The following is a 19138-nucleotide window of genomic DNA, read 5'->3' on the forward strand; positions in this document are numbered from 1 at the left end:
GAACCGTTCCCGCTGACGCGGCGTTGTTGGTTTGGCCGCGACGCGGGGTCAGGCTGAAAGGCGACACCTACCCCTCCCTCAACCGTTTGGTGGTTGAGGAATGCCTCAAACACCCCCGTCCCGCCGTCTCAGCGGGCGAGGATGCCTTGGAACGCCCTCACCGCCGCAGCGGGGCCGTCGGGATGGTTCCAGACGCCGCCGCACACCGCCAGGAAATCCGCGCCCGCTTCCACCAGCACCCGCCCGTTGTCCGGCGTGATGCCGCCGATCGCGACGCAGGGCAGCTCGAACAGCCGCGACCACCAGGAGAGGATCGAGGGTTCGGGGCGGTGGCGCACCTCCTTGGTGGAGGTCGGGAAGAAGCTGCCGAAGGCGACATAATCGGCGCCTGCATCGCCCGCTTCCATCGCCAGGTGGCGGCTGTCGTGGCAGGTGACGCCGATCTGGGCCGTGGGCCCGAGCAGCGCGCGCGCCTCGCGCGGGTCGCCGTCCTGCTGGCCGAGATGGACCCCGTCCGCGCCGATCCGCTTGGCGAGGCTCATATCGTCATTGACGACGAAGGCGACGTCGCGCTCGGCGCAGAGGGCGCGCAGCGGCTCGGCGAGACGGGCGGCCTCATGCTGGTCGACGCCCTTCACGCGAAACTGGAAGGCCGCGACCGGGCCGGCGTCCAGCGCCGCCTTCAGCCGTTCCGCGAAGTCGCCGCCGACGTCCGGCGGAGAGATGAGGTAGAGCTGGCACGAACCCCGGTCCACCGGCTCGAAGCGGGTGGCAAAGCCGGGGTCCAGCGTCAGATCGTCCTCATCCTCCACCGGCCGCGCCTCAGGCCGCCTGCTTGACGGTCGAGGCTTGGTGGATCTCGTCGATGGCGGTGCCGAGCGCGCGGTCGAACTCCTCGTCGCTCATGCCGTGACGCAGATCCTCAAGCAGGGCGCGCGAGAAACTGGCGATCATGCCGCGATTCTTCGCCAGCTCCGCACAGGCTTCCGGCCGCGAAAAGCCGCCCGAGAGGGCGACCACGCGAAGCACCCGCGGATGATCGACCAGCGGGTCGAACAGACCGGCCTCGGCCGGAATCGACAGCTTCAGCATCACCCGGTCGTCGCCCGGAAGCACGTCCAGCGCCTGCAGGATCTCATCGAGCAGGATGCGATCCGCCGCGGCCCGCTCCGTGCTCTTGATGTTCACTTCCGGCTCGATGATTGGAACGAGACCGGCGGCGAGCACCTGGCGCGCCACTTCGAACTGCTGGCGCACCACGGCGGCGATGCCCTCGCGGTTGGCGAGATTGATCACCGAGCGCTCCTTGGTGCCGAACACGCCGAGGCCGCGGGCGCGGGTCAGCAGAGCGTCGAGCTCCGGCATCGGCTTCATCAGCTGGACGCCATTCTCCTCCGCCTCGAGGCCCTTGTCGATCTTGATGAAGGGGACGACGCCGCGCGCCTTCAGCACGTCGGGCACGGGCTTGCCGTCGATGTCGCCGTCCATCGTGCGCTCGAACAGGATCGCGCCGATCACCTTGTCGCCGCTGAAGGCGGGCGAGGTGATGATGCGGCTGCGCATCTGGTGAATGAGGCCGAACATCTCCTCCTCGGAGCTCCAGGCGCCTTCCTCGACGCCATAGCCCTTGAGCGCCTTGGGGGTGGAGCCGCCGCTCTGGTCCAGCGCGGCGATGAACCCGTCGCCTTTCTCGATCTTGGCCGTCATCTCTGCGTCGTTCATCATTCTTCCTCTGTCCATGGCTTTGATGCGAAGTGGGTCAGCGCGACAGCGCCGCGACGCCGGGCAGCTCCTTGCCTTCCATCCATTCGAGGAACGCACCGCCGGCGGTGGATACGAAGCTGAAATCGTCGGCCACCCCGGCATGGTTCAGCGCGGCGACCGTGTCCCCGCCACCCGCGACCGACACCAGGCTCCCCTCCTGGGTGAGCGCCGCCGCGGTGCGGGCGAGCGCGACCGTGGCCGCGTCGAAGGGCGGCGTCTCGAACGCGCCGAGCGGCCCGTTCCAGACGAGCGTGCGGCAGGTCTTGAGCGCATCGGCCAGCGCCTCCACCGCGGCAGGCCCGACGTCGAGGATCATCTCGTCCGCCGCCACCTCATGGACGTTGCAGGTCCTGAGGCTCGGCGGATTGGCCGCGAACTCCTTCGCCACCACCACGTCATAGGGCAGATGGACGGTGCAGTTCGCCCGGTCGGCCGCGTCGAGGATCGCGTTGGCCGTGTCGGTAAGGTCATGCTCGCACAGCGACTTGCCGACATCCACTCCGCGCGCGGCGAGGAAGGTGTTGGCCATGCCGCCGCCGATGATCAGATGATCGACCTTGGCGACGAGGTGCCTCAGCACGTCGAGCTTGGTCGAAACCTTGGCGCCGCCGACCACCGCCGCGACCGGCCGCTCGGGTTCGCCGAGCGCCTTTTCCAGCGCCTTCAGCTCCGCCTCCATCGCGCGGCCCGCATAAGCGGGGAGCAGCCGCGCCAGTCCCTCGGTCGAGGAATGGGCGCGGTGCGCGGCGGAGAAGGCGTCGTTGACGTAGATGTCGCCGAGCTTCGCCATCCGCCCGGCGAGGTCCGGATCGTTCTTCTCTTCGCCCTTATGGAAGCGGCTATTCTCGAGGACGGCGACGGTGCCCGGCTCCAGGCCGGCAACCGCCCCGGCATCGGTGCAGTCGCCGATGAAGGCGACCGGCCGGCCGAGCACGGCGGCATAGGCGTCCACCACCTGGCGCAGCGACATGTCCGCTCGCGCCTCGCCCTTCGGCCGGCCGAAATGAGCGAGCAGCAGGACGACCGCGCCCTTGTCCGCCAGCTCCGTCACCGTCGGCAGCGTCGCGCGAAGGCGGGTGTCGTCGCTGACCTTCCCGTCCTGCATCGGAACGTTGAGATCGACCCGCACCAGTACCCGCTTGCCGGCGAGATCAGTGAGATCGTCGAGGGTCTTGAACACTGCCATCCGTCTCCAACTCCTCCCCTCCCATGCCGGGAGGGGAACGCAGCTTATCCGAGCTTCGCCATGGCGGCGGCCGTATCGACCATGCGGTTGGAGAAGCCCCATTCATTGTCGTACCAGCTGAGCACGCGCACCAGCTTGCCTTCGAGGACCGCCGTTTCGAGGCTGTCGACAGTGGAGGACGCCGGGTCGTGGTTGAAGTCGATCGAGACCAGCGGCTCGTCCGTATAGGCCAGAACGCCCTTCAGCGCGCCTTCCGAAGCGGCCTTCAGCGCGCCGTTCACTTCCTCGACCGAGGTCTCGCGGCCCGGCATGAAGGTGAGATCGACGACGCTGACATTGGGGGTCGGCACGCGGATCGCGGAGCCGTCGAGCTTGCCCTTCAACTCCGGCAGCACCTCGCCCACCGCGCGCGCGGCGCCGGTGGTGGTCGGGATCATCGACATGCCGGCCGCGCGGGCGCGGCGCATGTCCTTGTGGATCTGGTCGAGGATCTTCTGGTCGTTGGTATAGGCATGGATGGTGGTCATCAGACCGCGCTCGATACCGACCAGTTCGTGCAGGACCTTGGCGACCGGGGCGAGGCAGTTGGTGGTGCAGGACGCGTTGGACACGATGGTGTGGCCGGCCTCCAGCTTGTCGTGGTTGACGCCGTAGACGACGGTCAGGTCGACGCCCTTGGCCGGCGCCGAGATCAGCACCTTCCTGGCGCCCGCGTCGATATGCTTCTGCGCGCTGTCGCGATCGGTGAAGAAGCCGGTGCATTCGAGCGCGATGTCGACGCCGTTGTCGCCGTGCGGGAGCTTCGCGGGATCGCGCTCGGCGGTCACCTTGATGCGCTTGCCGTCAATGATGAGGTCGTTGCCGTCGGCGGACACTTCGCCGGGGTAGGCGCCGTGGACCGAGTCGCGCTTAAACAGCAGCGCGTTCGACTGGGCGTCGGCGAGATCGTTGATCGCCACCAGTTCCAGACCCTTGTCGGCATTGGCGAGCACTGCCCGCGCCACCAGGCGCCCGATCCGCCCGAACCCGTTGATTGCAACTCTGGTCATCTGTCGCTCCTCAATTTCCACCCTTTTCCCGTTCGGCCTGAGCTTGTCGACGGCCGCCCCTTCCCTTCTCTCGCGGCGAGAGAAGGAGCGGGCTTCGACAGGCTCAGCCCGAACGGCTGCGGGCCAATGACTCCAATATCCGCGGCACGATCGCCTCGGCGGTGAAGCCGAAGCGCTTGAACAGGTCTTCGGCCGGAGCCGACGCGCCGAACCGGTCGAGCCCGATGCTGAGGCCGTGACGGCCGACATAGCGTTCCCAGCCGAGCGTCGTCCCCGCCTCGATCGAGACGAGCAAAGGCCCCTCGGGCAGGATGTCGGCGCGGTAAGCAGCGTCCTGCACGTCGAACAGGCTCCAGCAGGGCATCGAGACCACGTCGGCCCCGATCCCCTGCCCTTCGAGCGCATCGGCGACCTTGATGGCCACCTCGACCTCCGAACCGGTGGCGATCAGCACCACCTTGCGGCCGGCCTGCGCGGCACGGAGGCGATAGCCGCCCCTCGCGCTGAGATTTTCGGTCCGCTCCAGCCGCAGCTGCGGCAGGTTCTGGCGGGTGAGCGCGAGCAGCGATGGCCCGTCCGAGCGCTGCAGCGCCAGCGCCCAGCACTCGGCCGTCTCGACCGCGTCGCACGGCCGGTAGACGTCGAGGCCCGGCATCATCCTCAGGCTCATGACATGCTCGACCGGCTGGTGGGTCGGCCCGTCCTCGCCCAGCCCGATCGAATCGTGGGTCATGACGTAGATCACGCGGGCGTTCTGCAGCGCCGAGAGGCGGATCGCCGGCCGGCAATAATCCGAGAAGACGAGGAAAGTGCCGCCATAAGGTATGACGCCGCCGTGCAGCACCATGCCGTTCATCGCGGCGCCCATGCCGAACTCGCGGATGCCGTAGTAGATGTAGCGGCCCGAATAATCGGCGGCCGTGAGCGGCTTCTGACCCTTGGTCTTGGTGTTGTTGGAGCCGGTGAGGTCGGCCGACCCGCCGATCGTCTCAGGGATCGCGGCGTTGATCGCTTCCAGCGCCATCTCCGAGGCCTTGCGCGTCGCGACCTTCTGGGGATTGGCGGCGAGCCAATCGAAATAGTCGCCCTTGGCCGCGCCTTCCGGCAAGCGGCCCTCCATCCGGCGCAGGAACTCGTCCTTGTGGGGACTCGCATCCAGCCGTTCGCGCCAGGCGCGATGATCGCCCTGCCGGCGGCGGCCCGCCTCGAGCCAGGCGTCGCGGATGTCGTCGGGCAGCTCGAACGGCTCATGCTCCCAGACGAGATGGGCACGGGCAGCCTTCACCTCGTCCTCGCCGAGCGCGGCGCCGTGGGTGGCGGCGGTGCCCATCTTGTTGGGCGCGCCCCAGCCGATGATGGTGCGGCAGGCGATCAGCGACGGCCGCGGATCGGCGAGCGCCGCATCGATCGCGCGCCGGACGTCGTCCATGTCGTGCCCGTCGCAGCGCACGGTGTGCCAGCCATAAGCGGCATAGCGCGCCTCGATATCCTCCGACGTCGACAGGTCGGTCGAACCGTCGATGGTGATGCGATTGTCGTCCCAGAAACAGATCAGCCGGCCGAGCTTCAGATGCCCGGCGAGACCCGCCGCTTCGTGGTTCACCCCTTCCATCAAATCGCCGTCGCCGGCGATCACCCAGGTGCGGTGATCGACCAGATCGTCTCCGAAGACGGCGTTCAGATGCCGCTCGGCGATCGCCATGCCCACCGCCATGCCGAAGCCCTGGCCGAGCGGACCGGTGGTCGTCTCGACCCCGTCCAGCATGAAATTTTCGGGGTGGCCGGCGCAGGGGCTGCCGAGCTGGCGGAAATTGCGGATGTCGTCGATCGTCGGCCGCTCGTAGCCGCTCAGATGGAGGAGGCTGTAGATCAGCATCGATCCATGGCCGGCGGACAGGATGAAGCGGTCGCGGTCCGGCCAGCGCGGATCGGCCGGGTCGTGCTTCAGATATTCGGTCCACAGCACCGTCGCCGCGTCGGCCATGCCCATCGGCATGCCCGGATGGCCGGAATTGGCGGCCTGCACCGCGTCCATCGACAGGGCCCGGATGGCGTTGGCGAGCAGTTTCTGTTCGACGGCCATGTACGATCCCTGTGAAGTCGATGAGGTCCGGGCGGACGCGCGGGAGGACTCGGACGAACAGCCCGCGTGGCCGCTCCTTTAAGCGCGGAGGCGCGCGCGTCAACCGGTGCGGGGACGCCGTTGGAGCGCGGCACCGGCCATGCTATGCTCCACGCCCATGGCAGATGAACGCGCAGCCGCCGCCCTCGCCCGGATCGAACGGGCGCTCGACCGCATCGAGCGCGCCGCAGCCGACGGGACCACCGGGAACACTGAAGGGAACGGTGGCGGAAGCGACGCGGAGCTGCGACGGGTCCGCGCGGCCCATGCCGCGCTTCGCGCCCGGGTGGAGGGGGCGATCGGGGAGATCGACCGCGTGCTCGCCGAGGGCGATGCCGGGCTGGAGGAGGTGCGCTGATGGCCAGCGTCGACGTCGAGATCGCCACCCGGCGCTACACCATCGCCTGCCGCGACGGGGAGGAGGCGCATCTGCGCGAGGTGGCGGCGATCGTCGACCGGCGCGCGCGAGATGCCGCCCAGGCGCTCGGCAATCTCGGCGAGGCGCGGCAGCTCCTGTTCGCCTCGCTTTTGCTGGCCGACGATCTCAAGGAGGCGGGCGGCGGCGCGCCCGCCGCTGCGGCCCCCGCCGCCGATCCGGGCCTCGGCGAGGCGCTGGAACGGCTCGCCGAACGGATGGAAAGCCTGGCCGACAGGCTTGAGCAAGGCGCTCCGGCACCTTAGATAGAGGCTGACGGGTACTGCCCGGTACGAGCTTTTGAGAACATCCCTGAGGCGATAAGACATCCTAGGGGGCTGTCCCTGCCCGGATCCAGGTCCGACGCACATGGTCCCCACCTGACGTTCTGGCGTCAGAGGATATTCCGGCAAACGGCCATGGCGGTCCCGTCACCCACCAAGAGCGAGCTTCGCGCCCGCGCGCTGGAACGGCGCCGCGACTATGCGCGCGCGCTGACCTCCGAGACGCGCGCCGCGCTCGAGGCGGACCTCGGCCGGATCGTCCTGCCGCAGCTGATCGGCGCCCGGATCGTCGCCGGCTATCATCCGATGCGCGACGAGATCAGCCCTTATGCGGTCCTCGACCTTCTGGGCGGAGAACAGGTCGCCGCCTTGCCCTGGTTCGGCGGCCGCGACGTGCGGATGATGTTCCGCAAGGCCCCGGCCGCGGAGGCCGGCCCCTGGGGCGTGCTCCAGCCGCCCGCAACGGCGGAGGCGGTGGCGCCGGACACGGTGCTCGTCCCGCTCGTGCTCGGCGACCGGCAGGGCACCCGCATCGGTCACGGCAAGGGCCATTACGACCGCGCGCTCTCCCACCTGCGCGCCGCCGGGCCCGTGCGGACGATCGGCATCGCGTGGGAAACCCAGATCAGCGACGCGCCGCTGCCCGCCGATCCGTGGGACGTGCCGCTCGACGCCATCGCCACCCCAAGAGAGTGGATCCAATGCAGGTAGACCAGCCCAATTGGCGCAATTCCGCGGGAATCGCCCTCATCCTCCTCCTCATCGCGCTGTGGAGCGTGGCGGTGGTCACCGTCGCGGAGATGCTGGGCGAGCTCCACTGGACGATCTGGGTCGTCTATTACACCGCCGCCGGCTTCCTGTGGGTGCTGCCGCTGAAGCCGCTGCTGCGCTGGATGGCGACGGGACGCTGGCGCGGCTAGCCGCGGCGCGCCTGACGGCTGGCCCAGCGGCGCTGGACCCAAAGCCGCCAGCCGAAATGTACCGCGAGATAGCCGAACACCGCCGACAGCCCGGCGAACAGCAGCAGCCCGAGCGCGGTCGGCGCGGAGACGCTCAGCAGCCACGCCACCGACTGGATCAGATAACCGTCCGCCGCGTCGGGCTGAAAAGCGAGCAGCCCGCTCGTGCTCAACAGCCGCTGGCCCAGCGAGTAAGCCGCCCAATAGATGGCGGGGAAGGTGATCGGGTTGGTGACCAGGGTCGCGGCCGCCGCGACGATCAGGTTGGCCCGCACGGTGAGCGCGAAGAAGGCGGCGAGGAAGATCTGTCCGAGCGGCACGAGAAAGCCGCAGAACAGGCCGAGCGCGATCCCGCGTGCCACGCTCCACCGGTTGAAATGCCACAGCGAGGGATGGGTGAGCCGGTGCGCGAACGGCCGGATCCACCGGTTCGCGAGCAGCGACTCCCGGGTCGGCAACCTTGCGCCCAACCAGCTCCTCAACACGTCGACTCCCACAGGATCGGAACCCCTCTGCCACAAAGATCGTAGCGGACAATGCTGAATCAACCATGTCCCGCCGCGCCTGCTTGCCTCGGCTGGAAAATCGCGCATTCTGCCGCGATGGACATGCCAGCCACGCAGCGGCCGACCGACGGTCAGCTCGCCCTCGCCCGCCGCCTCGCCGACGGCGGCGGCGCGCTCGGTTCACGGATCGAGACGGTCCCCGCCTCCGCCTATCTGGACGAGGCGCGGTTCGCGTGCGAACAGGCGCTCCTGTTCGAAGGCCGGCCACTGGTGATCGCCCCCTCGGCGCTCCTGCCGCGGACCGACATGGCGGTCGCCCATGACGGCTTCGGCCCTCCCCTGCTCCTCACCCGCGATGCCGAAGGCCGGGCGCACGTCTTCCTGAACGTCTGCCGCCACCGCGGCACCCGCCTGGTCGAGGGCGAGGCGCCGCACTGCGTGCCACGGCTCGTCTGCCCCTACCATGCCTGGGCCTACAAGCTGGACGGCGCACTGGCCGGGGTGCCGCGCGCCGAGAGCTTTCCCGGTCTCGACAAAGCCGCCTACCACCTCGCCGAGTTGCCCAGCCGGGAAGCGGGCGGCCTCATCTGGTTCGCACGGAGCGACGCCGATTTCTCCGGCGTCGACGCGCTGGCGCCTGAGTTCGACGCCTTCGGGCTGGCCGGCCACCACCTTTTTCGCCGCCGGGTCCACGACGTGCCGGCGAACTGGAAGCTGATCATGGACGCTTTCCTGGAAGGCTATCATGTCCAGCGTCTCCACGCCGACACGATCGGCCGCTTCTTCGCCGACGGGATCACCGTCGCCGACCAGATCGGCCCGCATCAGCGCTCCGCGGTGGGACGCACCGACTATCTCTCCCGCATCGATCCGCACGACTGGCCCGCCCTGCGCGGCGCGATCACCTTCGCCTATCAGCTCTTCCCGGGCACGGTCCTCGTCATGAGCCCGGATTATGTGAACCTGATGGTGCTGATGCCCCGCGCGGTCGACCGCACCCTGGTCGAGGACTTCATGCTGATCCCGGAGCCGCCGCGCACGCCCGAGGAGGAGGCGCATTGGGAGAAGAGCTGGACGCTGCTGGATGGCGGCGTGTTCGGGGCGGAGGATTTCCGCGCCGCCGCCCTCGGCCAGCAAGGGCTCGCCTCCGGCGCCCTCGATCGGCTGACGCTCGGCACGCTGGAGACCGGCATCCGCGTCTTCCACGACGAAGTGGAGCGGGTGCTGCGCGAAGAGCCTAGCCGAACAGGCTGAGACCGGCGGGCAGCTTCTTGATCTCCCGCCCCTGCAGGACATCGTCCAGCGCCTCGAGCGAGGCCTTCAGCATCTTGTCCGTATAGGGTTTGGCGAGGCAGCCGACGGCGAGCGCCGCAGCCTCGTCGGGGCAGGCGCCGGTCACGAACAGGACCGGGACCTTGCGCCCCCGCGCGATCCGGGCAACCCCGGTGCCGTCCCCCTCGCCCGCCAGACGAATGTCGGTGAGGACGAGGTCGAGCGTCTCCTTCTCGATCACCTCACGCGCCGCGGCGAGATTGTCGACGGTCGCCACCACCTCATAGCCGGCGTCCGACAACAGATGCTCGTTGTCGAACGCGACCAACGGCTCGTCCTCCACGACGAGGATGCGCCTGATAAGCCGTTCACGTTTCCCGAAGAGCATGTTAGTGCGCCAGCCTTCCCGTTGGTCGGTCCGATTGCGAAACGAGCGATCCGGCCTTCGGTGCCGTCCGCCGGGCGCGACTGCGCCTCCGCTGAGCCGAGTGAGACATGAAAAGCCGGGAACCGCAACGCATCGCCAAACTGCTCGCGCGCGCCGGCATCGCCTCGCGCCGCGAGATCGAACGGATGATCGAGGAAGGTCGCATCGCCATCGGGGGGCAGACGGTGGCGACGCCGGCGACTTTGCTCACATCGCTCCATGGCGTCACCGTCGACGGAAAGCCGGTCAAGGCGCCGGCCCCGGCCCGCCTGTTCCTCTTCCACAAGCCCGCCGGGCTGCTCACCGCCGCCAGCGATCCCAAGGGCCGCCCGACCATCTACGACCGCCTGCCCAAGGGGCTGCCGCGTCTGATGCCGGTCGGACGGCTCGACATGAACACCGAGGGGCTCCTGCTGCTCACCACCGACGGCGAGTTGAAGCGGGAACTCGAGCTGCCGGCGACCGGCGTCACCCGCACCTACCGCGCACGCGCCTTCGGCGACATCAGCCAGGAACAGCTGGAAGGCCTGATCGAGGGGATCGAGATCGACGGCGTCCGCTACGGCTCGATCGACGCCAATCTCGAACGGCGGACCGGCCGCAACCAATGGGTCGAGATGAAACTCACCGAAGGCAAGAACCGCGAAGTGCGGCGCGTTCTCGAACATTTCGGACTGAAGGTCAGCCGCCTGATCCGCACCGCCTACGGCCCGTTCGAACTCGGGGACCTTCCCGCCGGCGCGATCGACGAGGTGCGCCAGCACGATCTGGTGGCGTTCCGCAAGACGCTCGGCAAATCCTCGCCATCGCGGAGCGGCCGGGAGGGAGACCGCCCGCAGGGCGGTGAAGGGGCAAGGCCCCGCCGCAACGCCCCTCCCCCGCGCGCCGCACGGTCCCCCTCCTCCCGTGCCCCCCGCACGGAGAGGAGGTAGTGCGTATCATCGCCGGCCGCTGGCGCGGCCGACCGCTCGCCGCGCCGCCGGGAGCCGCGACCCGCCCCACCTCCGACCGCGCGCGCGAGGGCCTGTTCTCGATGCTGCAAAGCCGGCTCGGCGGCTTTGAGGAACTGGCCGTGCTGGACCTGTTCGCCGGCACCGGCGCGCTGGGGCTGGAGGCGCTGTCGCGGGGCGCCGCGTCCTGCACCTTTATCGAGCAGGACCGCGCCGCCATCGACGCCTTGCGCCGCAACGTGGCGTCTCTGGGAGCGGAGGCGCAAGCCGAGATCCGGCCGCAGGACGCGACCGCTCTCGCGGGCGGCCGCTACGATCTCGTCTTCCTCGATCCGCCTTATGGCAGCGGACTGGGCCGCAAGGCGCTGGAGCGGCTGGTCGCCTCGGGCGCGCTCGCGCCGGGGGCGCTGGTCAGCGTGGAAAGCGCGGCGGACGCGGAGGTGGCGCTGCCCGGCCTCGACGCTTTGGCCGGGCGCCGTTACGGCAAGGCCAAGATCACGCTCCTGCGCAACCCGGCCTAGGCCGCGCCCGGCGGGAAGCGCTCATATTCCGGCAGGGCGCCGGCCGTCTTCATCCAGCCAAGACGCTCCGCCACCTGGATGTGCGCCTGCGGCGGCAAGGCCTCCGCATCGTCGAGCGTCGCCAATTGTACGTCGACGAGCCCCGGCAACGCCTCTTCGTTGACGAAGAACAGGCCGGTGCCGCAGCGCGGGCAGAATTGCCGCCGCCCGTGCTCGGACGAGGCATAAGTGACGACCTCGCCGCTGAAGCTCAGTTGCTCGCGCCGCATCATCGTCCAGCCGACCACCGGCGCGCCGGCATGGCGCCGGCAATCGCCGCAATGGCACAGCGCGGCGTGCATCACCTCACCCTCGATCCGGTAGCGGACCGCGCCGCAATGGCATCCTCCCTCCAGCATTATTGGTCCCCTTTTGTTCCTACCCTCTCCTGCCACAGGCGCCGGACGCGGGCAAGCGCCGGCTCAGCGATGGTTCAGTTCGGCCGTGGCACCGCCGGTGGAACAGGGAAGCAGATGCCGCACCACCCGACCAGCACCCGCGAACGAATCGGCGCCGCCGTGCCGGCGCTGGCGGTGCATGCGCTTGTCGCGCTCCTGCTGATGCGCGGGCTCGGTACACCTCCGACCGTCGCGGCGCCCGAACCGCTGCGCCTGTTCGACCTCGCGCCCGAGCCGCCTGCCCCCTTGCGCGAGCCGCCCGAGCCGCCCCGCCCTTCTCCCGGAGAGACGCGGTCCGAGCGCAGGGCCGATCCCCGACCGGAAGGCGCCGCATCGCCGCCCAACCTCGTTTCGCGCGCCACCGAGATCGTCGCGCCGGAGCCGATCGTCGCGCTTCCCGTCCCGCCGCCGATCGTATCGGCCCCGACCGCTGGCCACGGCCTTGATCCCTCCAGCGGGAATGCCGACGTACCGGGGCCGGGCACCGGCAGCGGCGGCGTCGGCCAGGGCACCGGCAGCGGGGCGCGCGGCGGCGGCGCGGGCGGCGGCGGAGCGGGCGGGGCGGGAGACGGCCGGGGCATGACTCCGCCGCGCCGCATCCGTGGCCGCATCCGCGACAGCGACTATCCCCCTGGCCTCGGCGAAGAAAGGATCGGCGGCACGGTCGGCGTGATCTACGTCGTCGAACCGGACGGCCGGGCGACCGGGTGCCGGATCACCAGCTCCAGCGGCAACGGCCTGCTGGACGAAACCACCTGCCGCCTCATCGAACAGCGTTTCCGCTTCGATCCCTCGCGCGACCGCGCCGGCCGTCCCGTGCGCTCGCAGATCGTCGAGAACCACGAATGGGTGATCGAACATCTCCCTCCCGATCCCGCCGAACCGCCGCGCCGCCGCCGCGGGATCTGGTAGCGCTTCGCCCGCGCGCGCCCTACCTCAGCATCGCGATCACCAACCATGGGAGCAGGCGGTGCGGACACGGCGAATCAGACGGCTTCATCGGGCCCACCGGGACGATATCGGCGATCTCGTGACGCGGCGGCCCCTGCCGGGACCGGGGCTCGATCATCTCGACCCCTTCCTGTTCCTCAATCATCACGGGCCGCAAACCTATCCGCCGGGAAACAACGGCCTTCCGTTCGGCCCCCATCCGCACCGCGGCTTCGAGACGGTGACCTTCATCCTGGCGGGCGAGCTCGCCCACAGCGACAGCGGCGGGCATGAAAGCGTGATTCGAGCCGGCGGCGTGCAGTGGATGACCGCCGGCCGGGGCCTGGTCCATGCCGAATTGTCGCCCCGGAGCTTCAAGGAGCGCGGCGGGCCGCTGGAGATCCTCCAGCTCTGGGTGAACCTGCCCGCCCGGCTCAAGATGACCGAACCCGCCTATCGGGGGCTGGAGGCCGCCGACATTCCGGTCGTGGAGCAAGACGGCGCCCGGATCGCGCTGGTCGCCGGGCGGTTCGACGATGCCGAAGGTCCGGTGCGGCCGCTGACCGGGCTCGAGATGATGGTGGTGACGCTGGCGCCCGGCGGGACCGTGGAGCTCCCGGTCGCAGTCGGTCGGACCATCTTCCTCTATGCGGTGCGAGGTTCGGTCGAGATCGACGGCGAAACCGCGCCCGAGCATGTGCTGGCGGAACTCGGCGAAGAAGGCGACGGTGTCGCGCTGCGCTCGGTGGAGGGCGCGGTGCTGCTGTTCGGCCATGGGGCGCCGTTCGGAGAGCCGATCGTTGCCCACGGGCCGTTCGTCATGAACAGCCGGGAGGAAATCGTGGAGGCGATCCGCGACTATCAGGCGGGACGCTTCGGCGGCCTCTGACTCAGAAGGAGGTGAAGCGGCGGAAGACCAGGATCGGCGCGCCGCGGTAGGTGCCGGTCTCGCGCTGGGCAAACCCCGCTTTCTCCGCCACGCGGATCGACGGGGCGTTGGCGGGTTCGATCACCGCCGTGATCTCGGGCGCCCGCAGCGTCTCGTCCGCCCAGCGCAGGCCGGCGGCGACGGCCTCGCTCGCCAGACCCTTGCCGTGCGCCTCGGGCGCGAACACCCAGCCCATTTCGGGTCGGCCGTCGATCGGCGGATCGATGTCGCGCTTGAAGTCGGCGAAGCCGACATGGCCGACCATCCGGCCGTCGCCGCCGCGCATCTCCGCCGCCCAGTAGCCGAAGCCGCTGACGGCCCAGGCGCCGGTCGTGGCGAGCAGGCGTCGCCAGGTCTCCTCGCGCGACAGCGGCGCGCCGCCGATATGGCGCGCGACATCGGGATCCGCCGTGACGGCGGACCAGGCGAGGAGGTCGCCCTCCCAGATCGGACGCAGGCGCAGCCGCTCGGTCTCGATGACCGGGACCGCGCCCATCCGATCTTACTTGCGGGAGCCGAGCGAAAGGCCGCCGAAGCGCTTGTTGAAGCGCGCGACCTGACCACCCTGATCGAGCACGCGGCCGGTGCCGCCGGTCCAGGCCGGATGGACCTTGGGGTCGATGTCGAGCTGCAGCGTGTCGCCCTCATTGCCCCAGGTGGAGCGGGTCTCGAACACGGTGCCGTCGGTCATCTGCACCTTGATCATGTGGTACTTCGGGTGGGTGTCGGCCTTCATCTCTTTGATCTTTCTAGATTTTGGCTGGTTCCGACCAGCCTCGTGATCGTCGAAGGCCGCGCTCTACAGGGCGACGGCGCGATTGACAAGCCTCGGCCCCGGGCCTAGCGGCGCCGTTGCGAAGGTGCCGCTCCCCGCAAGGAGCGGTGAAAATGGGAAGTCCGGTGAAAGACCGGCGCTGTGCCCGCAACTGTAAGCGGATGAGCCCCTCCCTCTAAGGGGGAGACCAGGCGTGGACCCGCGAGCCAGGAGACCTGCCTTCGCGCGTCGTCCGCACCCGGCCGGGACCAGCCGCGGATGCGTGGCACTGCGCCGGGCGTCACCCGCCCGCGCCGTACCTCCGTGACGACGATCCACGTGTCGTTACAGGAGGTTATCGTGAGTTTCTTGTTCCTTCTCTCAACTGCTGTCGCCGTTCCGCCCGATGCGATCGTGGTCACCGCCGCGCGCGAGCCGGTCGCCGCGGCGCAGGCGCCCGTGTCCGTCTCGCTGTTCGAGCGCCGCGAGATCGAGGCGCTCGGCCTTCCCATGGCCGCGGACCTCGTTCGCCTCGTACCCGCGGCTTCGGTGGCGGCCACCGGTCCGCGCGGCACCCAGACGCAGGTCCGCATCCGCGGCGCGGAGGCGAACCACACTTTGCTGTTCGTCGACGGCATCCGCTTCAACGACCCCGCCGCCGGCAACGAGGCGCGGTTCGAGCTGCTCGCGGCCGAGGCGCTGTCCCGGCTGGAAGTGGTTCGCGGGCCGCAATCGGCGCTTTGGGGGTCCGAAGCGATCGGCGGTGTGATCGCCGCCGCCATCGCCGATCCGCTCGCGGCTCCGTCCTTCCGGGCGCTGGGCGAATATGGCAGCCTCGGCAGCCACCGCCTCGCCGCCCAGGCGACCGCGCGGAGCGGCCCGATCGGCCTTTCCGCCGCCGCGGGCTGGCTGCGCAGCGACGGGATCGACAGTTTCGGCGCGCCGAACGGCGACCGCGACGGCTTCGACAACCGCTCCGCCAGCCTGAAGGCCGTCTTCGCCCCCGCCCAGGAAGCCGAGATCGGGCTCGTCGGCCACTGGATCGAGGGCCGCAGCGACTATGACGGCTTCGATCCCGTCACCTTCCGCCGCGCCGATACGCGCGACGCCACGGACAACCGGCTGTGGGCGGTGCGCGGCTGGGCGGCGGCGGGCGCTGGGGACTGGCGCCTCCGGATCGACGGCAGCCTGCTCGACAGCGCCAACCGCAACCGCCTCGGCGATGCCCCGCTCAACAGCAGCTTCGGGCGCCGCTTCACCGCCGGCGCGCAGGCGAGCCGCGACTTCGCCGGCCACAGCCTGACCGCCGCCGCCGAATATCAGGGCGAGAACTTTCGCGCCCGCGACACGCAATATTTCGGCGGGACCGACCAGGATCGCTCGCGCGAGGCGGCGGCCCTGATCGGCCAATGGCGCGCGAACTGGACCCAAGGCTTCACCACCGACGTCGCGGTACGCCGCGACCATTTCAGCGACTTCGCCGACGCCACGACCGTTCGCGCCGCCGCTTTGGTGCGCCCGTTCACCGGCTGGACCGTCCACGCCGCTTATGGCGAGGGCATCGCCCAGCCGACCTTCTACGATCTCCACGGCTTCTTCCCCGGATCCTTCGTCGGCAACCCCGATCTTCGCCCCGAGCGATCGCGCGGCTTCGAGGCGGGGCTGCGCTGGGAAGGCGCCGCCGCCGCGATCGGCGTCACCGGTTTCACCCAGCGCCTGCGGGACGAGATCGTCGACACGTTCGAGCCCGCGACCTTCCTGTCCAGCACCGCCAATGCCGAGGGCAGGAGCCGCCGCCGCGGCCTGGAGGTGGAGGGCCGCTGGCGAGCGCTTCAGGGGCTCAACCTCGGCTTCAACTACACCTTCCTCGATGCGCGCGAACAGCAGGCCGCCGCCGCCCGGCCGACCCGTGAGCTGCGCCGTCCGCGGCACAGCGCCAATCTGTTCGCCGATGGGGCACTCGGCGGGCTGCGCTGGGGCGCGAGCCTGGCTTATGTCGGTCGGCGCGAAGACATGGATTTCGACCTGTGGCCGGCGCCGAGGGTGCGGCTCGACGACTATGTCCTCGCCTCGCTCCAGCTCGCCTGGGCCGTGACGCCGGCGCTCGAAGCGTTCGGCCGCGTCGAGAACGCCCTTGACGGCGACTATCAGGACGTGGTCGGCTACAACACAGCGGGACGGACCGTGCATGCGGGCCTTCGCCTTCGCCTCGGCCGTTAGCCTCGCGCTCGCCTCGCTCGCGGCGCCCGCCGCCGCCGCGCCGCGGCGGGTGGCCTCGCTCAACCTGTGCACGGACGAGCTGCTGCTGCTGCTCGCCGATCCGCGCCAGATCGCGTCGGTCACCCACCTGTCGCACCAACCCGCCGAAACGGCGCTGTGGCGGCAGGCCCGCGCGCATCCGCGCAACGACGGCAGCCTGCTGTCCGTGGCGGGGCTGCGGCCGGATCTGGTGCTGACCATGGGCGGCGGCGGGCGCGACCGGCTGCGGATCGCCGGCAGGCTCGGCATCCGTACGCTCGATCTGCCGTTCGCCCAAAGCTTGGACGATGTGGAGCGCAGCGTCGCTTTGGTCGCCGAAGCGCTGGGCCGGCCGGAGGCGGGCCGCCGAGTCACCGCCCGCATCGCCGCGCTCCGTCAAAGCGCACCGCCCGCCGGCCGCGACGCGATCTGGCTCGGCGGCGGCGGCCGCACCGTCTCGGCGACCGGGCTGGAGGCGCAGTGGATGGTGCTGGCGGGCCTTCGCCAGCGCGCGCTCCCCGGCGACCGGGTGCCGCTCGAGACCCTCCTCGCCCGGCCGCCCGCCGTCCTGCTGCGCAGCGATTACCGGGCGGGGCAGTTTTCCGGCAATCAGCGCTGGCTCGGCCATCCGCTCGCCCGCGGGGCGGGCAAGGCGCGCATGCTCGCCACCGATGGGCGGCGCTGGACCTGCATGGGGCCGCCGATGGTGGACGAGATCCTCCGGCTGCGGGCGGAGCTGCGATGAGGATCGCGCTCGTCCTGCTCCTGATCGCGGCCGCCACTGCGTCGCTGGCCGTCCCGTGGGACCCGATCGCCGCTTTGGCGGAGTCGGAGCCCGGCCTTGCGGGCGCGGTCCTGGTCGAGCTTAGGCTTCCGCGCACCTTGCTGGCGCTGGTCTACGGTGCGACGCTGGGCGCCGCCGGAGCCGCGATCCAGGCCCTGTTCGCCAATCCGCTCGCATCCCCCGACATCACCGGAACCACCAGCGGCGCGGCGCTGGGCGCGGTCGTCACCGCCTATCTGCTCGGCTTTTCCGCGCCGCTCGCTCTGTCGTTCGGCGCGGTGGCGGGGGCGCTCGGCGCACTGGCCCTGCTGCTGGCGCTGGCGGGTCCCCGTGCCGAGACCGCCACCCTGCTCCTCTCCGGCCTCGCGATCAGCGCGCTCGCCGGAGCGCTCACCACCCTCGCGCTTGCGCTCGCCCCCTCTCCCTTCGCCTTCTACGACGCCTATGACTGGCTGATGGGATCGCTGGTCGACCGCAGCCTCGGGCAGGCGGCCTTCGCCGGAATTCCGGCCCTGCTCGTCATCCTGCTGCTGCTGCGCCTTTCCCGGCCGCTGGACAGCCTGGCGCTGGGCGAGGAGGTCGCGCAGTCGCTCGGCCACGATGTCGGGCGCATCCGGCTTCAGGTTGTGGTGCTGACGGCGCTCGGCGTCGGCGCGTGCGTCGCCATCTGCGGCGCGATCGGCTTCATCGGACTCATCGCACCGATTTTCGCGCGGCGGCTGACCGGCGGCCATCCCGGCCGCGCCATCCTCCCCGCCGCGGCGATCGGCGCGCTGCTGCTCACCGCCGCCGATCTCGCGACCCGGCTCGCGCCGCTGGGGCGGACGCTGCCGATCGGCGTCGTCACCGCCCTCATCGGCGCGCCCTTCTTCCTGTGGCTGGTCGCGCATATGCGGCTGAGATTCGCGCGATGAGCCTGCTCACCGCCAACAGCCTCTCGCTTCCCGAGCGGCTTCATGACGCCAGCCTGGAGCTGCGGGCGGGCGAGCTCGTCTGCCTCGTCGGCCCGAACGGCAGCGGCAAGACAAGCCTTCTCCACGCCATCGCCGGCATCGGTCACCCCGCGGGCCGGGTCCTGATCGACGGTGCCGACCTCCGCTCCGCTTCTCCCGAGCGGCGCCCGCGCCTGATCGGCTTCCTTCCCGCCTCGCGCGACCTTAAGTGGCCGCTGGCGGCCGCGGACGTCGTCAGGCTCGGCGGCGGCTCGTCGGAGGAAGTGGCGGCGGCGCTCGCGGCGCTCGATCTCAAGCAGCTCGCCGATCGGCGGGTCGACCGCCTCTCCACGGGCGAGCGCAGCCGGGTGCTGCTGGCGCGGGTGCTGGCGCCCTCGCCGCGCCTGCTGCTGCTAGACGAACCGGTCGCCAATCTCGATCCGCTCTGGCAGCTGAAGCTGATGGACCTGCTCCGCGCCCGCGCCCGCGCCGGCGCCGCCTTGCTGGTGGCAATCCACGATCTCGACGCCGCCGCCCGTTTCGCGGACCGGATGATCGTCATGGACGGCGGTCGCATCGCCTCCGACGGCGCGCCCGCCCAGCTGGGCCCCGCAGTCGAGCGGGTGTTCGGGGTCCGCCGTGGACCGGAGGGCTGGATCGAGGCTTGATGCCTCGAAGCC

The 19138-nt window shown here is 70.3% G+C and carries 23 protein-coding genes and 1 riboswitch; of the genes, 13 read left to right on the forward strand and 10 right to left on the reverse strand.

Annotated features, from left to right (window positions below):
- Positions 1–128: 128 nt before the first annotated feature.
- From thiE to tkt, 5 genes are all read right to left on the reverse strand, one after another.
- A complete protein-coding gene (gene thiE, locus ACK4K7_RS11760; RefSeq protein WP_431866204.1) occupies positions 129–812 on the reverse strand; it encodes a thiamine phosphate synthase in 684 nt (227 codons plus the stop codon).
- A 10-nt stretch (positions 813–822) separates the two neighbouring features.
- Positions 823–1722 carry a fructose bisphosphate aldolase gene (locus ACK4K7_RS11765; RefSeq protein ID WP_431866260.1) on the reverse strand — a complete coding sequence of 300 codons (900 nt, stop codon included), beginning with the start codon at positions 1720–1722 and terminating at the stop codon, positions 823–825.
- 37 nt (positions 1723–1759) lie between these two features.
- Positions 1760–2950, reverse strand: coding sequence for a phosphoglycerate kinase (locus tag ACK4K7_RS11770; protein ID WP_431866206.1), 1191 nt, complete (start codon positions 2948–2950; stop codon positions 1760–1762).
- 44 nt (positions 2951–2994) lie between these two features.
- Positions 2995–3999: a type I glyceraldehyde-3-phosphate dehydrogenase gene (gene gap / locus ACK4K7_RS11775; protein WP_431866208.1), complete on the reverse strand. Its 1005-nt coding sequence runs from the start codon at positions 3997–3999 to the stop codon at positions 2995–2997.
- Positions 4000–4102: 103 nt separating this feature from the next.
- Positions 4103–6082, reverse strand: a complete 1980-nt coding sequence (tkt, locus tag ACK4K7_RS11780; RefSeq protein WP_431866209.1) for a transketolase — start codon at positions 6080–6082, stop codon at positions 4103–4105.
- Between the two features lie 157 nt (positions 6083–6239).
- On the opposite strand from tkt, the gene ACK4K7_RS11785 reads away from it, so the two are divergent.
- The 4 genes from ACK4K7_RS11785 (at position 6240) to ACK4K7_RS11800 (ending at position 7740) form a co-directional block, all read left to right on the forward strand.
- On the forward strand, positions 6240–6479 hold the full coding sequence (locus ACK4K7_RS11785) for a hypothetical protein (RefSeq protein WP_431866210.1): 240 nt from the start codon (positions 6240–6242) through the stop codon (positions 6477–6479).
- On the forward strand, positions 6479–6802 hold the full coding sequence (locus ACK4K7_RS11790; RefSeq protein WP_431866212.1) for a cell division protein ZapA: 324 nt from the start codon (positions 6479–6481) through the stop codon (positions 6800–6802). Before ACK4K7_RS11785 ends, ACK4K7_RS11790 begins: the two co-directional genes overlap by 1 nt.
- A gap of 153 nt (positions 6803–6955) precedes the next feature.
- Complete coding sequence (locus tag ACK4K7_RS11795) at positions 6956–7531, forward strand: 5-formyltetrahydrofolate cyclo-ligase (RefSeq protein WP_431866213.1); 576 nt, start codon at positions 6956–6958, stop codon at positions 7529–7531.
- Positions 7522–7740, forward strand: a complete 219-nt coding sequence (locus tag ACK4K7_RS11800; protein ID WP_431866215.1) for a DUF2842 domain-containing protein — start codon at positions 7522–7524, stop codon at positions 7738–7740. The genes ACK4K7_RS11795 and ACK4K7_RS11800 overlap by 10 nt, the downstream gene beginning before the upstream one ends.
- Here ACK4K7_RS11800 and ACK4K7_RS11805 read toward each other — a convergent pair.
- A complete protein-coding gene (locus ACK4K7_RS11805; protein ID WP_431866217.1) occupies positions 7737–8237 on the reverse strand; it encodes a DUF2062 domain-containing protein in 501 nt (166 codons plus the stop codon). The two genes, ACK4K7_RS11800 and ACK4K7_RS11805, sit on opposite strands and share 4 nt — an antisense overlap.
- Before the next feature lie 144 nt (positions 8238–8381).
- Between ACK4K7_RS11805 and ACK4K7_RS11810 the strand changes: the two genes are divergently transcribed.
- Complete coding sequence (locus ACK4K7_RS11810; protein ID WP_431866219.1) at positions 8382–9539, forward strand: aromatic ring-hydroxylating oxygenase subunit alpha; 1158 nt, start codon at positions 8382–8384, stop codon at positions 9537–9539.
- On the opposite strand, the gene ACK4K7_RS11815 is transcribed toward ACK4K7_RS11810, so the two are convergent.
- Positions 9523–9945, reverse strand: a complete 423-nt coding sequence (locus ACK4K7_RS11815) for a response regulator (RefSeq protein ID WP_431866221.1) — start codon at positions 9943–9945, stop codon at positions 9523–9525. The two genes, ACK4K7_RS11810 and ACK4K7_RS11815, sit on opposite strands and share 17 nt — an antisense overlap.
- A 107-nt stretch (positions 9946–10052) precedes the next feature.
- On the opposite strand from ACK4K7_RS11815, the gene ACK4K7_RS11820 reads away from it, so the two are divergent.
- On the forward strand, positions 10053–10916 hold the full coding sequence (locus tag ACK4K7_RS11820; RefSeq protein WP_431866222.1) for a pseudouridine synthase: 864 nt from the start codon (positions 10053–10055) through the stop codon (positions 10914–10916).
- Entirely contained in the window at positions 10916–11455 is a 540-nt protein-coding gene (rsmD, locus tag ACK4K7_RS11825; protein ID WP_431866224.1) for a 16S rRNA (guanine(966)-N(2))-methyltransferase RsmD, read from the forward strand. Before ACK4K7_RS11820 ends, rsmD begins: the two co-directional genes overlap by 1 nt.
- Here rsmD and ACK4K7_RS11830 read toward each other — a convergent pair.
- Positions 11452–11853 (reverse strand): GFA family protein, encoded by a 402-nt coding sequence (locus ACK4K7_RS11830; protein ID WP_431866226.1) that lies wholly within the window; start codon positions 11851–11853, stop codon positions 11452–11454. The genes rsmD and ACK4K7_RS11830 overlap by 4 nt on opposite strands.
- Positions 11854–11922: 69 nt before the next feature.
- On the opposite strand from ACK4K7_RS11830, the gene ACK4K7_RS11835 reads away from it, so the two are divergent.
- Both ACK4K7_RS11835 and ACK4K7_RS11840 read left to right on the forward strand, forming a co-directional pair.
- Complete coding sequence (locus ACK4K7_RS11835) at positions 11923–12804, forward strand: energy transducer TonB (RefSeq protein WP_431866228.1); 882 nt, start codon at positions 11923–11925, stop codon at positions 12802–12804.
- Between the two features lie 118 nt (positions 12805–12922).
- Positions 12923–13711: a pirin family protein gene (locus tag ACK4K7_RS11840; protein ID WP_431866230.1), complete on the forward strand. Its 789-nt coding sequence runs from the start codon at positions 12923–12925 to the stop codon at positions 13709–13711.
- A gap of 1 nt (position 13712) precedes the next feature.
- On the opposite strand, the gene ACK4K7_RS11845 is transcribed toward ACK4K7_RS11840, so the two are convergent.
- Positions 13713–14246: a GNAT family N-acetyltransferase gene (locus ACK4K7_RS11845; RefSeq protein WP_431866232.1), complete on the reverse strand. Its 534-nt coding sequence runs from the start codon at positions 14244–14246 to the stop codon at positions 13713–13715.
- Between the two features lie 6 nt (positions 14247–14252).
- The gene (gene rpmE, locus ACK4K7_RS11850) at positions 14253–14486 is read right to left on the reverse strand and encodes a 50S ribosomal protein L31 (protein ID WP_431866233.1); all 234 of its coding nucleotides are present in this window, start codon (positions 14484–14486) and stop codon (positions 14253–14255) included.
- Between the two features lie 105 nt (positions 14487–14591).
- Positions 14592–14762: riboswitch (cobalamin riboswitch) on the forward strand.
- 102 nt (positions 14763–14864) lie between these two features.
- Between rpmE and ACK4K7_RS11855 the strand changes: the two genes are divergently transcribed.
- From ACK4K7_RS11855 to ACK4K7_RS11870, 4 genes are read left to right on the forward strand one after another with little or no spacing between them, the layout of a single operon-like run.
- A complete protein-coding gene (locus ACK4K7_RS11855; protein WP_431866235.1) occupies positions 14865–16724 on the forward strand; it encodes a TonB-dependent receptor plug domain-containing protein in 1860 nt (619 codons plus the stop codon).
- A complete protein-coding gene (locus tag ACK4K7_RS11860; RefSeq protein WP_431866237.1) occupies positions 16693–17487 on the forward strand; it encodes an ABC transporter substrate-binding protein in 795 nt (264 codons plus the stop codon). The genes ACK4K7_RS11855 and ACK4K7_RS11860 overlap by 32 nt, the downstream gene beginning before the upstream one ends.
- On the forward strand, positions 17484–18440 hold the full coding sequence (locus ACK4K7_RS11865; protein WP_431866239.1) for a FecCD family ABC transporter permease: 957 nt from the start codon (positions 17484–17486) through the stop codon (positions 18438–18440). Before ACK4K7_RS11860 ends, ACK4K7_RS11865 begins: the two co-directional genes overlap by 4 nt.
- Complete coding sequence (locus tag ACK4K7_RS11870) at positions 18437–19126, forward strand: ABC transporter ATP-binding protein (protein WP_431866240.1); 690 nt, start codon at positions 18437–18439, stop codon at positions 19124–19126. Before ACK4K7_RS11865 ends, ACK4K7_RS11870 begins: the two co-directional genes overlap by 4 nt.
- Positions 19127–19138 lie beyond the last annotated feature (12 nt).

The sequence above is a fragment of the Allosphingosinicella sp. genome (assembly GCF_046295735.1).
Taxonomy (GTDB): Bacteria; Pseudomonadota; Alphaproteobacteria; order Sphingomonadales; family Sphingomonadaceae; genus Allosphingosinicella.

Excerpts from the sequence above, each read along its gene's own strand:
- ACK4K7_RS11765 (WP_431866260.1), bottom strand. The coding sequence starts at position 1,722 with ATGAACGACGCAGAGATGACGGCCAAGATCGAGAAAGGCGACGGGTTC.
- ACK4K7_RS11770 (WP_431866206.1), bottom strand. The coding sequence starts at position 2,950 with ATGGCAGTGTTCAAGACCCTCGACGATCTCACTGATCTCGCCGGCAAG.
- gap (WP_431866208.1), bottom strand. The coding sequence starts at position 3,999 with ATGACCAGAGTTGCAATCAACGGGTTCGGGCGGATCGGGCGCCTGGTG.
- tkt (WP_431866209.1), bottom strand. The coding sequence starts at position 6,082 with ATGGCCGTCGAACAGAAACTGCTCGCCAACGCCATCCGGGCCCTGTCG.
- ACK4K7_RS11785 (WP_431866210.1), top strand. The coding sequence starts at position 6,240 with ATGGCAGATGAACGCGCAGCCGCCGCCCTCGCCCGGATCGAACGGGCG.
- ACK4K7_RS11790 (WP_431866212.1), top strand. The coding sequence starts at position 6,479 with ATGGCCAGCGTCGACGTCGAGATCGCCACCCGGCGCTACACCATCGCC.
- ACK4K7_RS11795 (WP_431866213.1), top strand. The coding sequence starts at position 6,956 with ATGGCGGTCCCGTCACCCACCAAGAGCGAGCTTCGCGCCCGCGCGCTG.
- ACK4K7_RS11800 (WP_431866215.1), top strand. The coding sequence starts at position 7,522 with ATGCAGGTAGACCAGCCCAATTGGCGCAATTCCGCGGGAATCGCCCTC.
- ACK4K7_RS11810 (WP_431866219.1), top strand. The coding sequence starts at position 8,382 with ATGGACATGCCAGCCACGCAGCGGCCGACCGACGGTCAGCTCGCCCTC.
- ACK4K7_RS11815 (WP_431866221.1), bottom strand. The coding sequence starts at position 9,945 with ATGCTCTTCGGGAAACGTGAACGGCTTATCAGGCGCATCCTCGTCGTG.
- ACK4K7_RS11820 (WP_431866222.1), top strand. The coding sequence starts at position 10,053 with ATGAAAAGCCGGGAACCGCAACGCATCGCCAAACTGCTCGCGCGCGCC.
- ACK4K7_RS11830 (WP_431866226.1), bottom strand. The coding sequence starts at position 11,853 with ATGCTGGAGGGAGGATGCCATTGCGGCGCGGTCCGCTACCGGATCGAG.
- ACK4K7_RS11835 (WP_431866228.1), top strand. The coding sequence starts at position 11,923 with ATGGTTCAGTTCGGCCGTGGCACCGCCGGTGGAACAGGGAAGCAGATG.
- ACK4K7_RS11845 (WP_431866232.1), bottom strand. The coding sequence starts at position 14,246 with ATGGGCGCGGTCCCGGTCATCGAGACCGAGCGGCTGCGCCTGCGTCCG.
- rpmE (WP_431866233.1), bottom strand. The coding sequence starts at position 14,486 with ATGAAGGCCGACACCCACCCGAAGTACCACATGATCAAGGTGCAGATG.
- ACK4K7_RS11860 (WP_431866237.1), top strand. The coding sequence starts at position 16,693 with ATGCGGGCCTTCGCCTTCGCCTCGGCCGTTAGCCTCGCGCTCGCCTCG.
- ACK4K7_RS11865 (WP_431866239.1), top strand. The coding sequence starts at position 17,484 with ATGAGGATCGCGCTCGTCCTGCTCCTGATCGCGGCCGCCACTGCGTCG.
- ACK4K7_RS11870 (WP_431866240.1), top strand. The coding sequence starts at position 18,437 with ATGAGCCTGCTCACCGCCAACAGCCTCTCGCTTCCCGAGCGGCTTCAT.